Here is a 14,129-nt window from a genome sequence, read left to right on the forward strand (position 1 = left end):
CGCCCCGGAGTCACGGGCCGCGTCGCGCCCGCGGTGGGTCGGCTCGCGAGCAGGACTTATCCCGGTGCGACGAGAAACACCGCCGATGAGCGACGCGGACTCTCAGCAGGTTCCCCGCCCGCCGCAGCTCGACGCAGTCTTCCACGTCTCCGACGTCAGAACCGACGGCGACCGGGTGCTGTACTACGGCGTCAGCGACGTCGACGAGGAGGAGCTGACCCGTCGCGTCTGGCCGGCGTTCCGCGAACAGGGGTACGAGGTGCAGGTCGCCCGCACCGACCGCGGCCTCGACGTCGTCGTCGCCCGCCCGTACTCCACCGGCGTCGACGGCGTCCCGTGGACGAACGTCGCGCTGCTGTGTGCGACGCTGCTGTCGACGCTGCTCGTCGGCGCGACCTCCTGGTACTACATCCCGTTCGGCGCCATCCTCGACAATCCGCTGCTGGCGCTGGAGGCGTGGCCGTTCACGGCCGCCGTGCTCGGCGTCCTGCTGACGCACGAACTCGGCCACTACGTCGTGGGCCGGTACCACGGCGTCGACGTGTCGCTGCCGTACGTCATCCCGTTCGTCCTCCCGTTCGGGACGATGGGCGCCATCATCCGGATGCGCGGCCAGATGCCGGACCGCGAGGCGCTGTTCGACATCGGCGTCGCCGGCCCCCTCGCCGGGCTCGCCGCCACCGTCGTCGTCACCGTCGTCGGGCTGTCGCTCGGCCCGTTCCCGGTGCCGGCGGAACTCCTCTCGGAGGGCGCGCAGGTCATCCAGTTCCACGACCCGCCGCTGCTCGACCTCATCGCGGACGCGCTCGGCCGGCAGACCAGCTACGAACAGCCCGGGCTCACCGTCCACCCGGTCATCATGGGCGCGTGGGTCGGGATGTTCTTCACCGTGCTGAACCTCCTCCCGGTCGGCCAGCTCGACGGCGGACACATCGTCCGCGCGATGGTCGGCGAACGCCAGGAGACGGTGGCTTCGCTCGTCCCGCTCGCGCTGTTCGGCATCGCCGCCTACCTCCACTTCGGCCGCGGACTGTCGCTGAACGACTCCGTCGGCCTCTGGGCGTTCTGGGGGCTGTTCTCAGCGTTCATCGCCTACCGCGGCCCCGCCAACCCCATCGACGACTCGGCGCTCGGCCCGAAGCGGAAGGCGCTCGGCGTCCTCACGTTCGCGCTCGGCCTGCTCTGCTTCCTGCTGGTCCCCATCGAAGTCGTCGTGGTCTGAGCCGGATTCGCCGCTGTTACGACCCGTGGCCGTATCCGCGGTCGGGGAGCGGGTCGCCGTCCATTCGGACGCCGCGCTCCGCCTCCGTCACGGTTCCGAGCCGGGTCACCTGCGTCGGCGACGCCGCCACCGCCGCGTCGACGTCGTCCGCCGGAACCGTGAACACGAGTTCGAAGTCCTCGCCGAAGAACAGCGCCGCCTCCCGCCGCGCCGTCGCGTCTCCCGCGCCGCCGTCGTTGCCGCCGTCGTTGCCGTCGTCTGTGCCTGCGCCGGTCGCTTCGAGCGCCTCGTCGACCGCGGGGTCGACGGGAACGGCGGCCTCCTCGACGGCGAACCCGCAGTCGCTCGCCTCGGCGAGCTGGTGGAGCGACCGGGCCAGCCCGTCGCTCGAATCCATCATCGCGGACGCGTACTGACGGAGCGCGACGCCGGCCGCGACGCGCGGCGTGAACCGAAACAGGTCGTTGCCGCGGTCGACGTCGCCGGCGGCGAACCGGCGGAGCGCGGCCGCAGACCGCCCGAACGACCCGGTGACGCAGACGGCGTCTCCCGGTTCGGCGCCGGAGCGCCGTACCGGCGACTCGGCTTCGCCGAGCGCCGTCGTCGCCGCGGTGAACTCCGCGGCCTCGTCCAGGTCCCCGCCGACGTACTCGGCGTCGACCGCCGCGCAGACGTCCGTCGCGCCGCGAACGAACGCCGTCAGCTCCGACTCCTCGAACGTCGGCGCGGCGTAGACGGCGACGGCCGCTTCGGCGTCGGCGCCCATCGCCGCGACGTCCGACAGCGACGCGGCGACGCTCCGCCACCCGGCCGTGTAGCGCGTGACGCCCGCCGGGAAGTCCGTCGACTCGTGGAGCATGTCGGTCGTCAACACCCGGTCGCCGACGACGGCGCAGTCGTCTCCGGCGGCCGGCACCGACCCGCCGAGCAGCCGCAGCGCCTCGCGTTCGTCCATCGCCTCCGAGTCGCGCCGGCACCGGGAAACCCGTTTCCCTTCGACCACCCACGGCCGAGTCCGGCGCACCGACGGCAGTCGAGCCACCGACTCGTCGGGCCGCGGCCACCGCTTTCGACGGCTTGATACCTCGGCCACCCCAGGCCGGACGCATGGATACGGACCAGCTTCGCGCCACCGCGGTCGGGTTCCTCGGCGCGTTCGCTGTCCTCGCCGCGCTGCTGTACCTCAGTGGTGGCGTCGACACGCTCGTCGCCGAGCTCGCGCGGGCCGACACCGACACGGTGCTGCTCGTCGTCGCCGTCACGGTGTGCTGGCTCGTCGCGTGGGGGGTCGCGCTCCGCACCGTGCTGTCGGTGCTCGGCGTGAAGCTGTCCGTCGTCAAGTCGTTCTTCGTGTTCTGCGGCGCGATGTTCTCGAACAACATCACGCCGTTCGGGCAGGCCGGCGGCGAACCGGTCGCGGCGCTGCTCATCTCCCGCACCGCCGACACGGAGTACGAACGCGGCCTCGCCGCCATCGCCTCCGTCGACACGCTGAACTTCGTGCCGTCGGTGACGCTCGCGCTCATCGGCGCCGCCTACTTCGCCACCGAAACGACGTTCGGCCAGCGGCTCCGGTTCGCCACCGGCGTCGTCGTCGCGCTCGCGGTCGTCGTCCCGGGGCTCGTCTACCTCGGCTGGCAGTACCGCTACCGGCTCGAACACAAAGCCGTCTCGACGTTCACGCCGGCCGTCTCCCGCATCGCCGACTTCGTCCCCGGCGTCTCCGCGCCGGACGAGGCGGCCATCGAGTCCCGCATCGGCCACTTCTTCGGCGCCATCGAACGCGTCGCCACGAACCGGAGGGGCCTCGCGCTGTCGCTCGCCGCCTCCACGGTCGGCTGGGGGTTCCAGATGGTCGGGCTGTGGCTCGCCTTCCAGGCCATCGGCGTCACCGTCCCGATGCACGTCCTGCTGTTCGTCGTCCCGATGGGCGCTATCGCCGGCGTGACGCCGCTCCCGGGCGGCGCGGGCGGCATCGAAGCCGTCCTCGTCGCGGTGCTCGCCGCGCTCCCCGGCATCGGCATCACGACCAGCACCGCGCTCGCCGCGGTCGTCATCTACCGCGGCGCGGTCTACTGGGTCCCGGTCGCCATCGGTGGCGTCGTCGTCAGCGTCGTCGGCGCGGACCGACTCGGCTGACCGCGAACCGCTCCGCCGCCGACGTGCGTGAGGCGGTCCCGTACCGCCGTACGACCGTGATACGACGGCTTTAAACAGCGCGGCGTAGAATCCGTCGGTATGGTCACCCTCTACGACGTCCCGGCGGAGGACCTCATCGAGGAGGTCGCCGCCCGGCTCGAGGACCGAATCGACGAACCGGACTGGGTGCAGTTCACGAAGACCGGAACGGACCGCGAACTCCCGCCCCAGCAGGAGGACTTCTGGTACGTCCGCGCAGCGTCCGTGCTCCGGAAGGTCGCCGACAACGGCCCCATCGGCATCGAGCGGCTCGCCACCAGCTACGGCGGCGCCAAACACGGCTCCAACCGCTACGTCGTCTCGCCGCCGGACCACCGCGGCGGCTCCCGGAAAATCATCCGCGTCGCGCTCCAGCAGCTCGAAGAGGAAGGCCTCGTCGAGACCGCGAAGGGCGAGGGCCGCCGCATCACCGCCGACGGCCGCGCGTTCCTCGACGACACGGCCGGCGACGTCCTCGAAGACCTCGACCGCCCGGAACTCGAACGCTACGCGTAACTCCGCCGCCGGACCCCGATTTCTCCGACCCGGTAGCCGCTGATTCCGTTTCAGTCACCGCTCCTCCCGCGTAGCCCTCGGCACCGAGCCCGCGGGTGGTCGAGGTGCTCGCTACGTTCGGTGACAGCGGGTCCGCGGCTCGCCCGCAAGCTCGCCGCGGGTGGTCGAGGTGCTCGCTTCGCTCGGGGGACAGCGGGTCCGCGGCTCGCCCGCAAGCTCGCCGCGGGTGGTCGAGGTGCTCGCTTCGCTCGGGGGACAGCAGGTCCGCGGCTCGCCCGCAAGCTCGCCGCGGTTGGTCGAGGTGCTCGCTTCGCTCGCACCTCGCCGTCCCCGCAACGGTTTTGCCGCCCCACCAGTTACGACCCTCCATGAGCGAAAACCCGGACGACGAGCGACTGGAGGAGCTTCGGCAGAAGAAGATGGAGCAGCTGCAGGACCGCGCGGAGCAGGGCGGCGACGAGGAGGCTCAGCAGGCCGCCCAGCAGCAGGCCGAACAGCAGCAGGAGGCGATGCTGAAACAGCACCTCACCGACGGCGCCCGCCAGCGGCTGAACGCCGTCGAGATGAGCAAGCCCGAGTTCGCGAAGAAGGTGAAACAGCAGGTCGTCGCGCTCGCCCGCAGCGGCCGCATCAACGACCGCATCGACGAGGACCAGATGAAGTCCCTGCTCCGCGAGCTGCAGCCCGACCAGAAGAGCTTCGACATCCGCCGGCGCTGAATGGAGCTCGCGCTGCTGTACAGCGGGGGGAAAGACTCCTCGCTCGCCGCGCTCGTCCTCGAACGGTTCTACGACGTGACGCTCGTCACTGCGCAGTTCGGCGTCACCGACGACCACGAGCACGCCCGCCGCGCCGCCGAGTCGCTCGGATTCCCGTTCGCGGTCCACGAACTCGACCCGGCGGTCGCCGCCGACGCCGTCGAGACGATGTACGAGGACGGCTACCCCCGCAACGGCATCCAGCAGGTGCACGAACACGCCCTCGAATCCGTCGCCGGAACCGACGTCGACGCGGTCGCCGACGGCACCCGCCGCGACGACCGCGTCCCGACGGTGTCCCGCGCGTTCGCGCAGTCGCTCGAGGACCGCCACGGCGTCGACTACCTGTCGCCGCTCGCCGGCTTCGGCCGCGACGCCGTCGACCGCCTCGTCGACGCCAGTTTCGACGTCGATGTCGGGCCGAGCGAGCAGGTGCCGAAGGCGGACTACGAGGGCGAACTCAGGGCGCTGCTCGCCGACGAGTACGGCCCCGGCGCCGTCGACGACGTCTTCCCGAACCACGAGCAGACGTACGTCCGCGGCCGCCGCGACTGAACCCGAAACCGGGTTGTTTTCCACCGCCCCCGACGCAGCAGCGGACGTGACTCTGCCGCTCGATTTCGGCCTCGCCGCCGCGGTCGCCGCCGCGGTGCTGTGGGGCGGCTACCTCTTCTCGCTGAAGTACAGTTTCTCCGCCTACCCGGCGTCGGTGCTCGTCGTCCTCGTCGACGTCGCGGCGCTGGCGTGGTACGCGCCGGTCGCCGCGGCCACCGTCGACGTCGCCGCGCTCCCATCGCCCGCCCAAATCGGCTGGAGCGGCGCCGCCGCGCTCGCCGCCGTCGTCGGAGGTGTCGCCGCCGGCTACGTCCTGTTCATCGAGGCGCTCGACGGCGGCGACGTCTCCTACGTCGCCCCGATAAACAAGGTCGTCCCGGTGTTCGTGCTGCCGCTGGAGGTGGTGCTGCTCGACGAGACGATTCCGCCGCTCGCGGTCGCCGGCGTCGTCGTCGTCACCGCCGCCGTCTACGTCGCGAACTACCGCGGCGGCGACCTCGCCGCGCCGCTCCGCCGCGCCGCCACGTCGACGCCGGCGCGGCTCGCGCTGCTGTCGGCGATGGCGTACGCGGTCGGTGACGTCGCCAAGCGCGCCGTCGTCTCCGACGTCGGCCTGCCGCCGCAGGCGCTCGTGCTCACGTCGCTCGTCGGCGTCCCGCTGGTGCTGCTGCCGCTCGCCGTCCGGTCGTGGCCGGACGGACCCCTGGAGTACCGGACGTTCGCGGCCGCCGGCCTCGTCGTCGCCGCCGCGGAGCACCTCACCGCGGTCGCGTTCGCCGCCGTCCCGGCCAGCATCGCCTCGCCCATCGTGAACACGCAGGCCGTCGTCGCGGTCATCCTCGGCGGCGTCGTCCTCGGCGAGAAGCACCTCGGAATCCGGCTCGCCGCCGCCGCGCTCGCCGTCGCCGGCGTCACGATGCTCGCCATCTAGCCCCGGTTTCGCCGACCGCTGCCGCCGCCAGGCCTCGCTGCGTCGTCCGCTCGTCCCACGGCTTTTTGCCGTGGCTGCGCTCAGTCCGTCCATGGACGACGCCGACATGGCGGAGGCGGTTGGCCGGACGTGGGTCGACGACCGGCCGTGGGAGTTCCTCACCGAGTTGACGGCCATCGGCGGCCGGATGGGCGGCAGCGACGGGGAGCGGCGCGCAGCGGCGCTGGTCGCCGACGCCTTCCGCGACGCCGGGCTCGACCGGGTGCGCGACCAGCCGTTCGGGATGCGTGAGTGGCGGCGCGGCGCCACGGACCTCGAACTGGTGACGCCGGAGCGCCGGTCGTTCGAGGCCATCGCGCTGCCGTACTGCCCGCCCGGCGAGGTGGAAGCCGAGTTCGTCGACGTCGGCTACGGCACCCCCGACGAGATCGACGAGGCGGACGTCGACGGGAAAATCGCGGTGGCGTCGACGACGACGCCGAAGGGGAGCCGGTTCATCCACCGGATGGAGAAGTTCGGCTACGCGGCCGACGCGGGCGCGGAGGCGTTCGTGTTCGTCAACCACGTCGCCGGGCAACTGCCGCCGACCGGGTCGCTGACGTTCGGCGAGGAGGCCGCGATTCCGGCGGTCGGGGTGAGCAAGGAGACCGGGGCGTGGCTCACCGAGTACGCCGGCGACGGCGAACTGGCGCTGTCGGTCGACGCGGAGACCGTCGACGGCGAGAGCCAGAACGTCCTCGGCCGGACCGGCCCCGACACCGACGAGGCGGTGCTGGTGACGGCGCACTACGACGCCCACGACATCGCGGAGGGCGCACTCGACAACGGCTGCGGCATCGCGACGCTCGTCACGGCGGCCCGGATTCTCGCCGCCGTCGACCTCGACACCGCGGTCCGGTTCGCCGCTGTCGGCTGCGAGGAGACCGGCCTGCTCGGCGCCGAACACCTCGCCGCGGAGACCGACCTCGACGGCGTGAAAGCCGTCGTCAACATCGACGGCGCCGGCCGGTTCCGCGACCTGGTCGCGATGACGCACACCTCCGAGGCGACGGCGGACGTGGCGCGCCGCGTCGCCGACGGCACCCGCCACCCGGTGTCGGTGCGCGAGGAGCCGCACCCGTTTTCGGACCAGTGGCCGTTCGTCCGGCGCGGCGTCCCGGCGCTGCAACTGCACTCTGACAGCGGCGAACGCGGCCGGGGCTGGGGGCACACCCACGCCGACACCCGCGACAAGGTCGACGACCGGAACGTCCGCGAACACGGCGCGCTCGCCGCGCTACTCGTCCGCGAACTCGGCCGTGACGACACCGAGGTGCCGGCGCTCGACGCGTACGACCTGGAGGAGGCGTTCCGGGACGCCGACTTCGAACCGGGGATGCGCGCAGCCGGGCTGTGGCCCGACGACTGGGACTGACCGGCGTCGACGCGGCGCGCCACCGCTACACCAACGGGTCCTCCGGTTCGCCCTCTTCGACCTCGCGGACAGCGGCTTCGACGACGAGCCAGACGCCGCGGGCGACGTGGAAGGCGCCGTAGACGAGCGCGGCGCCGACGGCTGCGAGGTCGACCAGCGGACCGACCAGCGGCGCGCCGGCGAGCCAGTCGCCGACCGCCTCGGCGACGACGACCGTGAACGCGCCGAACGCGGCGCGGACGGCGGCGTCCCAGCACACCTCGCGTCGAATCACGGCCCGGACTGTCGGCCGCAGCGCCGGTAAGCCAGGCGGATTCCGGGGCGTCCGCCGGGCTCCGTCGGCGTCGCACGGCTCCTCCGTGACTCGTCCGTGGTTCGCGCGGCTCCTCCGTTGCTCTCACGACTCCCGAGGTCCGTTCAGCCTCGCTCGGTTTCCGGCGCCGAAACGCCGTCGAGGACGTCGCGGGCGACGCGGGCGCGGACGAGCCCGTCGACGCGGCGCTCGCCGAACACGTCCCGGATAGTTTCGACTGCGGGCGGGTCGGCCGCGAACGCGACGCCGGGGTAGTCGACGCCGACGAGCACCAGCGGTTCGGGCGGCGCGGCGGCGATCCCCGCCGGCCCGGCGAGCCGCTCCGCGCCGAGCACCTCGTCGACGCGGCCGCGGTCGGTGTCGCCGACGGCGACGCCGCGGACGACGGAGGCGAGTCGGCGGACGAACTCCCGCGGGAAGCCGCCGGCGGCGACACGGAGAACCAGAAACTCGTCGTCGCCGCCGCTGTCGCTGTCGGTGTTGCCACCGCGGTCGCTGCTGCGGTCGCTGTCGCTGCTGCGGTCGCGGTAGACCTCGACGGAGACGTCGCGGACGGTGCCGGTGTCGTCGGTGGTGAGGTTGCGGAAGTCGTGTTCGCCGGAGAGCGCCACGGCGGCGTCGCGGGCGCGGTCGAGCGACGCGTCCGGCGCGTGGAGGTGGTAGCGGTAGACGCGGCGCGCGGCGTCGTGGGTGGCGTGGAAGTCGTCGGGGACGTCGGCGGCCGCCCACACCCGGACGTCGCCGGGGAGTTCAGAGCAGACGGCGCGCGGCGTCAGCCACTTCGGCGCGTCGAACGCGACGGTCTGCGCGACGGCCGAGACGCTGGCGTCGGTGCGGCCCGCGGCGGCGTAGCCCACCGGCTTCGGGTCGTCCGGGTCGTGCACGCCGAGGTCGGCGAGCGCGTCGAACAGCGTGTCCTCGACGGTCGGGACGTCTGGCTGGCGCTGAAACCCGAAGTACGGACGGCCGTCGTAGGCGACGCGGTAGGCGCGCATCATCCGTCCGGGCGGCGCGGGGCGGCGCGGGGCAGCGTCGGGCGACGCGGGGCGGCGCGGGGCACGCTCAGGCGTAGTCGCCGTACGTCGGCCGGTCGCGGTCCCCCGGGAAGTCGTCGACCGGCGCCGTGGTCTGGTCGCCCGACGCCATGTCCTTCAGCGTCACCTCGTCGTTCGCGAGGTCCTGCTCGCCGACGATGACGACCGTCTCGGCGTTGATGGAGTCGGCGTACCCCATCTGCGCGCCGAAGCTCCGGTCGGAGACGTCGGTCTCGACGACGTGGCCCTTCGCGCGCAGGTCGCGGGCGACGCGGGCGGCGACGCCGCGGGTGTCGCCTACCTGGAGGACGTAGTAGTCCGTCGCCAGCTCCTCGTCCGGGTAGACGCCGGCCTCCTCGAGCAGCAGGTGGAGCGTCGAGTGGCCCGGCGCGACCCCGACGGCCGGCGTCGGCTGCCCGCCGAACTGCTCGATGAGGTCGTCGTAGCGGCCGCCGCCGAAGACGGAGCGGGAGACGCGGCCCTTCGAGTCGAAGCACTCGAAGACGGTGCCGGTGTAGTAGTCGAGGCCGCGGGCGGTGCGCAGCGACAGGTCGCAGTGCTCGCCGACGCCGAAGTCGTCGGCGGCCGCGAGGACGGCGCGGAGGTTCTCGACGGCGTCGTCGAGCGCCGCGGAGTCCGCGAACTCGGTGAGTTCGTCGAGGTTCGCCGGGTCGGTGACGCCGAGCAGGTCGTCGAACTCACGCGCCTCGTCGTAGCCGAGGCCGGCGTCCGCCAGCAGGTCGAGGTACTCGTTCTCGCTCACCTTCTCGGACTTGTCGACGGCGCGGATGGCGTCCTCGACGTCGACGTCGGCGTCGAACGACCGCAGGAGGCTCCCGAGGATGTCGCGGTGGCTCACCCGGAACTCGAAGTCGTCGGCGTCCAGCCCCAGCGCCGTCAGCGCGTCGGCGGCGACCGCCAGCACCTCGGCGTCGGCCGACGGGTCCGACGACCCGAAGATGTCGACGTTCGTCTGGTAGAACTCGCGGAACCGGCCCTGCTGGACCGCCTCGTACCGCCAGAACGGCCGCGTCGACACCCACTTCACGGGCTTGCTGAGCTCCTGGGACTTCGCGGCGTACATCCGCGCGACCGTCGGCGTCAGCTCCGGCGTCAAGGTGACGTGCCGGCCGCCGTGGTCCTCGAACGCGTACAGTTCGTCGACGATTTCGTCGCCGCTCTTGTCCGTCCACATCGCGGCGCGCTCGAGCCGCGGCGTCCCGATTTCGCGGAAGCCGTACCGCTCCGCGACGCCCTCCACGGTGTCGATGACCTCCCGCCGCGCCGCCATCTCCGGCGCGTAGAAGTCACGGAACCCCTTCAGGTGCTCGTAGGTAGTCATACACGGAGATTCCGTCGGGACTCGGTTTAATGTCGTGGTTCTCGGGTGATACTCGCCGTCACGGCGACCACCCGGACCGCGATGCGGCACGGACGGTTATGTACCGCGCGTCCGTCTGTGCGGCCGTGTCCCCCAACTGGTCCCGCTCCGCCGGAACGGTTCGCGGTTCGGTCGCGGTCGGCGTCGTCGCGGCGGCCTGCACCGTCGCCGGCTTCGCGGCTTCCGACGCCGGCGTCGCCTCCCCGGTTCCGGCGGCGACGCTGTGGGTCGGCGCGCTGCTCCCGCCGGTGTACGCCGCGGCCGCGACCGCCGGCGGCGCCCCGGTTTCGACCTGGATTCCGGCGGCCGCCGGCCCGCCCGTCGGCTTCGTCGCGTGGGTGCTGTTCGACCTGACGCGGACGACGCGACCGCTCGACGCGCCGCTGTGGCCGTACGTCGCGCTGTACGTCGCCGGGTCGCTCCTGCTCGCGTCCGTCGGCGCCGTCGTCGGCGGCGCGGTCCGCCGGCGCGGCGTCGCAGGCTGAGAACTGACCACTGACCGCTGACTGCCGACCGGCGACTGCCGACTGCTCGGCATCGCTCCCGGGCGCTACATAGCGGCGCATACCCCTCTTAGCGACGTTTATTCGGGTGTCTCGTCGACCACCGGACGTCATGCACGACGACAAGCGGACGCGACGCGCAGTCCTCGCCTCCTCCGGGCTCGCGCTGGCGAGCGGACTCGCCGGCTGTACCGACGGCTCCTCCAACAGCCAGAACGCGGCTTCCGGCGGAAGCAACGGTACCAGCGGAAGCAGCGAAACCAGCGGCAGCGGCGGGACCAGCGGCAGCGGCGGCGAGACGTACCAGGTCGGCTACGGCGACTACCGGACGACGGTGAACGCCGCGAACTTCCCCGACACGCTGTACGTCTACGCCGTCCAGTCGGGCTGGTCGAACTGGCCGGCCATCATGAAGGCGTTCGAACAGCAGTACGGCGTCGCGCTCAACGACGACGACCGGTCGTCCGGCGAGGCGCTGAAAGACCTCCGGGCGCACGCCAACAACCCGACGCACTCGGCGTACAACGGCGGCTACACCTACGGCATCCTCGCGATGAACGACGGGCTGACGCAGGCGTACAAGCCGGCGAACTGGGACAAGGTGCCGTCCAAACTGAAAACCGACAACGGCCACATGACGGCGACGCGCCGCATGACGACGGCGGTCACCTACCGGAAGGACATCTACGAGGAGCGCGGCCTCGACGCCCCGGAGACGTGGGAGGACCTCCTGAACCCGGACATCACGAAAGACCTCGCGCTGCAGACGCCGACCGCGGCCGTCGGCCTCGCCTCCGCGCTGTCGGTGAACAACGCCCGCGGCGGCAGCCTCGACGACCTCCAGCCGGTCATCGACTACTACAAGCAGCTCAAGTCCGGCGGCGCCGAGTTCACCGACAACTTCCTCGCGCAGTTCACGAAAGGCGAGTACTCGACGTTCATCCGGTACGACTACTCCGGGCTGAACCTCAAGTACAACAACCCGGACATCCCGAAGGAGAACGTCGGCGTCGCGCTGCTCAAGGGGAAGAACGGCAACAAGGGCGCGTTCAATCAGCCGTACGGCTTCGGGATGCTGAAGGGCGCACCGAACCCCGGCGCCTGCAAACTGTTCATGGACTACGTCCTGTCGCTCGAAGGCCAGCGGAAGTTCCTCGACGCGTTCGTCCGGCCCATCCGTGCGCCGGAACTCGAAATGCCCGAGCAGTTCCCGTCCCAGGACGTCTACGCCGCCACCGAGTTCCAGGTCGACTACGCCGAACTCGTGAACAAGCAGGAGGGCATCATCCAGCAGATCAACCGCGAGGCGAACCTGTAGGCGATGGCGACCGACACGGAGTCGGGCGGCGAGCACACCGGGCTCTCGACGGGCCGCGCCTCCCCCGGCCGAGCGGCGCGGGCGCTCGCGGCGCTCCGCGGCGTCGTCGTGCCGGTCACCGAGCGAGACCGGGCGCGTCGGCGGCTCGTGCTGCTGTGTCTGCCGTTCGCGTCGCTGGCGGCCGTGGCCGGCTTCTACCCGCTGTGGGAGATGCTGAAAATCAGCCTGTCCACCCAGCAGTTCACGACCACGGTGAACGTCGTCGACGTCGTCGCCACCAGCGCCCGGCGGCTTCAGCCGTCGTTCCCCGGCGTCTCCGTCGAGGCGTACCGGACGCTGTTCACCGACGGCTACTACCGCGCGGTCGCGGTGAACACGGTGTGGTTCGCGGTCGCGACGACGCTCGGCGCGCTCGCCGTCGCGGTGCCGGTGGCGCACGCGCTCGAGAAGTACGACCTGCCGGCGAAGGGCGCGGTCCTCACGGTGCTGTCGTTCCCGAACAGCCTCCCCGGCATCGTCGCCGCGTTCATGATTATCGTGCTCGCCGGGAACGCCGGGCTCGTCACGAACCTGCTCGCGTTCCTCTCCGGGCGGCCGCCGACGTCGCTCGCCGTCGCGACGTCCGTGGTCGGGCTGTTCTTCGGCTACCTGTACACGATGGTGCCGCGGGCGCTGCTGCTGTTGCGCGGCACGTACGCCGAAGTGAACACCGACGCCGAGGAGGCCGCGCGGGCGCTCGGCGCGTCGCCGTGGCGGACGTTCCGGTACGTGACGTTCCCGCAGATCCGGTCGGGCGTCGTCGGCGCCGGCATCCTGTCGCTGCGGACGGCGTTCGCCATCTTCGGCACCGTCCTGATTCTGACGGCGATTCAGCCGCCGGTGTGGACGCTCCAGATCAACCGCGAACTCGCGAACGGCTTCAACATCCGCGTCGCCTCCGCGATGGCGACCGTCTGGTTCGCGTTCGTCCTCGGATTCACCGTCCTCGGCCTCCGGTACACCGACGCGGAGGTGGGGATGTGACGACCGACGCCGCGGACGCCGCAATCGCGGACGACGCGGGGGACGCGGCAGCCTCCGCCGACGCCGACGCCGACGCCGGCGGCACCGCGGCCGCGACGACGCGGAACCCGGGATCTCCGTCGGGGTTCGGCGCCGCGTCGCTGTCGGCGCGGTTCGGCCGGTCGTTCGTCGTCGCCGTGCTGGTCGCGACGCTCGTCTTCCTCGCGGCGCCCGTCCTGGCGACGTTCGTGAGTTCGTTCGCCCGGTCGTGGACCGGCGCGCTCCCGTCCGGGTTCGTCACGACGACGCACTGGGCGTCGGTGCTCGGGCTGAGCGACGGCGTCACCGGCGCCGCGGAGCGCTCGCTCGGCGTGACGCAGTGGCCGCCGTGGGAGAACCCGCTGCTGTTCTCGGTCGGGCTGGCGCTCGGCGGCGTCCTCATCAACCTCGTCGTCGGCGTCCCCGTCGCGTACGCCGTCTCGCGGTACGACTTCGCGGGCCGCGAGTGGGTGAACGCCTTCGCCGTGCTGCCGCTCGCGCCCGGCATCATCCTCGGCGTCGCGTTCCTCCGCGCGTACCCCGAAATATCCGGGTCCGTGCTCGGGCTCGTCGTCGGCTACTCGCTGCTGAAAGCGCCGTACATGGTGATGGCCGTCCAGTCCAGTTTCGAGTCGATGCCGCTCCGGCAACTGGAGGAGAGCGCCCGGTCGCTCGGCGCGTCGTGGCCGCGGACGTTCCTCACCGTCATCGTCCCGAACGCCCGCACCGGCATCGTCTCCGGCTCCATCATCTGCTGGACGCTCGCCGCCGCCGAGTTCAACTTCTCGTACATCGTGTTCTCGCGCGGCACGCCGCCGCTCGCGCTGTTTCTGAAAGCGCACATCTCGAACAGCTCGTTCCTGACGACCGCCGCCGCCGTCTCCGTGTTCTTCCTGCTCGTCGGCGCCGTCACGCTGCTGCTGCAGGCCGTCGGCGGCTGGGACCGAACCACCCGAACCTGATCC

Annotated in this window: 15 protein-coding genes; 11 read left to right on the forward strand and 4 right to left on the reverse strand. The window is 71.8% G+C overall.

Annotated elements, in window-relative coordinates; translation table 11 throughout:
• Positions 1-85: 85 nt before the first annotated feature.
• Positions 86-1,222, forward strand: coding sequence for a site-2 protease family protein (locus ACQUST_RS01585; protein WP_435124171.1), 1,137 nt, complete (start codon positions 86-88; stop codon positions 1,220-1,222).
• Between the two features lie 16 nt (positions 1,223-1,238).
• Here the strand turns inward: ACQUST_RS01585 and thiL are convergent, their stop codons facing one another.
• Complete coding sequence (thiL, locus tag ACQUST_RS01590) at positions 1,239-2,177, reverse strand: thiamine-phosphate kinase (protein WP_435124172.1); 939 nt, start codon at positions 2,175-2,177, stop codon at positions 1,239-1,241.
• Between the two features lie 152 nt (positions 2,178-2,329).
• Between thiL and ACQUST_RS01595 the strand changes: the two genes are divergently transcribed.
• From ACQUST_RS01595 to ACQUST_RS01620, 6 genes are all read left to right on the forward strand, one after another.
• Positions 2,330-3,361 (forward strand): lysylphosphatidylglycerol synthase transmembrane domain-containing protein, encoded by a 1,032-nt coding sequence (locus ACQUST_RS01595; protein ID WP_435124173.1) that lies wholly within the window; start codon positions 2,330-2,332, stop codon positions 3,359-3,361.
• A gap of 99 nt (positions 3,362-3,460) precedes the next feature.
• Positions 3,461-3,916, forward strand: coding sequence for a 30S ribosomal protein S19e (locus ACQUST_RS01600; protein ID WP_435124175.1), 456 nt, complete (start codon positions 3,461-3,463; stop codon positions 3,914-3,916).
• A 368-nt stretch (positions 3,917-4,284) separates the two neighbouring features.
• Positions 4,285-4,635: a DNA-binding protein gene (locus tag ACQUST_RS01605; protein ID WP_435124177.1), complete on the forward strand. Its 351-nt coding sequence runs from the start codon at positions 4,285-4,287 to the stop codon at positions 4,633-4,635.
• Positions 4,636-5,229 carry a DUF7411 family protein gene (locus ACQUST_RS01610; protein WP_435124179.1) on the forward strand — a complete coding sequence of 198 codons (594 nt, stop codon included), beginning with the start codon at positions 4,636-4,638 and terminating at the stop codon, positions 5,227-5,229.
• Positions 5,230-5,275: 46 nt separating this feature from the next.
• On the forward strand, positions 5,276-6,160 hold the full coding sequence (locus ACQUST_RS01615) for an EamA family transporter (protein ID WP_435124181.1): 885 nt from the start codon (positions 5,276-5,278) through the stop codon (positions 6,158-6,160).
• Between the two features lie 91 nt (positions 6,161-6,251).
• Positions 6,252-7,574, forward strand: coding sequence for a M28 family peptidase (locus ACQUST_RS01620; protein ID WP_435124183.1), 1,323 nt, complete (start codon positions 6,252-6,254; stop codon positions 7,572-7,574).
• A gap of 25 nt (positions 7,575-7,599) precedes the next feature.
• Here ACQUST_RS01620 and ACQUST_RS01625 read toward each other — a convergent pair whose 3' ends face one another.
• From ACQUST_RS01625 to hisS, 3 genes are all read right to left on the reverse strand, one after another.
• Entirely contained in the window at positions 7,600-7,848 is a 249-nt protein-coding gene (locus tag ACQUST_RS01625; RefSeq protein WP_435124184.1) for a hypothetical protein, read from the reverse strand.
• Positions 7,849-7,991: 143 nt separating this feature from the next.
• Positions 7,992-8,882 carry a tRNA pseudouridine(38-40) synthase TruA gene (locus ACQUST_RS01630; protein WP_435126072.1) on the reverse strand — a complete coding sequence of 297 codons (891 nt, stop codon included), beginning with the start codon at positions 8,880-8,882 and terminating at the stop codon, positions 7,992-7,994.
• 67 nt (positions 8,883-8,949) lie between these two features.
• On the reverse strand, positions 8,950-10,263 hold the full coding sequence (hisS, locus tag ACQUST_RS01635) for a histidine--tRNA ligase (RefSeq protein WP_435124185.1): 1,314 nt from the start codon (positions 10,261-10,263) through the stop codon (positions 8,950-8,952).
• A 125-nt stretch (positions 10,264-10,388) separates the two neighbouring features.
• On the opposite strand from hisS, the gene ACQUST_RS01640 reads away from it, so the two are divergent.
• From ACQUST_RS01640 to ACQUST_RS01655, 4 genes are all read left to right on the forward strand, one after another.
• Positions 10,389-10,787 (forward strand): hypothetical protein, encoded by a 399-nt coding sequence (locus tag ACQUST_RS01640; protein ID WP_435124187.1) that lies wholly within the window; start codon positions 10,389-10,391, stop codon positions 10,785-10,787.
• 130 nt (positions 10,788-10,917) lie between these two features.
• On the forward strand, positions 10,918-12,123 hold the full coding sequence (locus tag ACQUST_RS01645; RefSeq protein ID WP_435124189.1) for an extracellular solute-binding protein: 1,206 nt from the start codon (positions 10,918-10,920) through the stop codon (positions 12,121-12,123).
• A 3-nt stretch (positions 12,124-12,126) separates the two neighbouring features.
• Entirely contained in the window at positions 12,127-13,146 is a 1,020-nt protein-coding gene (locus ACQUST_RS01650) for an ABC transporter permease (protein WP_435124190.1), read from the forward strand.
• Between the two features lie 140 nt (positions 13,147-13,286).
• Positions 13,287-14,126, forward strand: a complete 840-nt coding sequence (locus tag ACQUST_RS01655) for an ABC transporter permease (RefSeq protein WP_435126074.1) — start codon at positions 13,287-13,289, stop codon at positions 14,124-14,126.
• Positions 14,127-14,129: the final 3 nt, after the last annotated feature.

It is taken from the genome of Halobaculum sp. D14, assembly GCF_051195135.1.
In the GTDB taxonomy this organism is placed as follows: Archaea; Halobacteriota; Halobacteria; order Halobacteriales; family Haloferacaceae; genus JBNTKA01.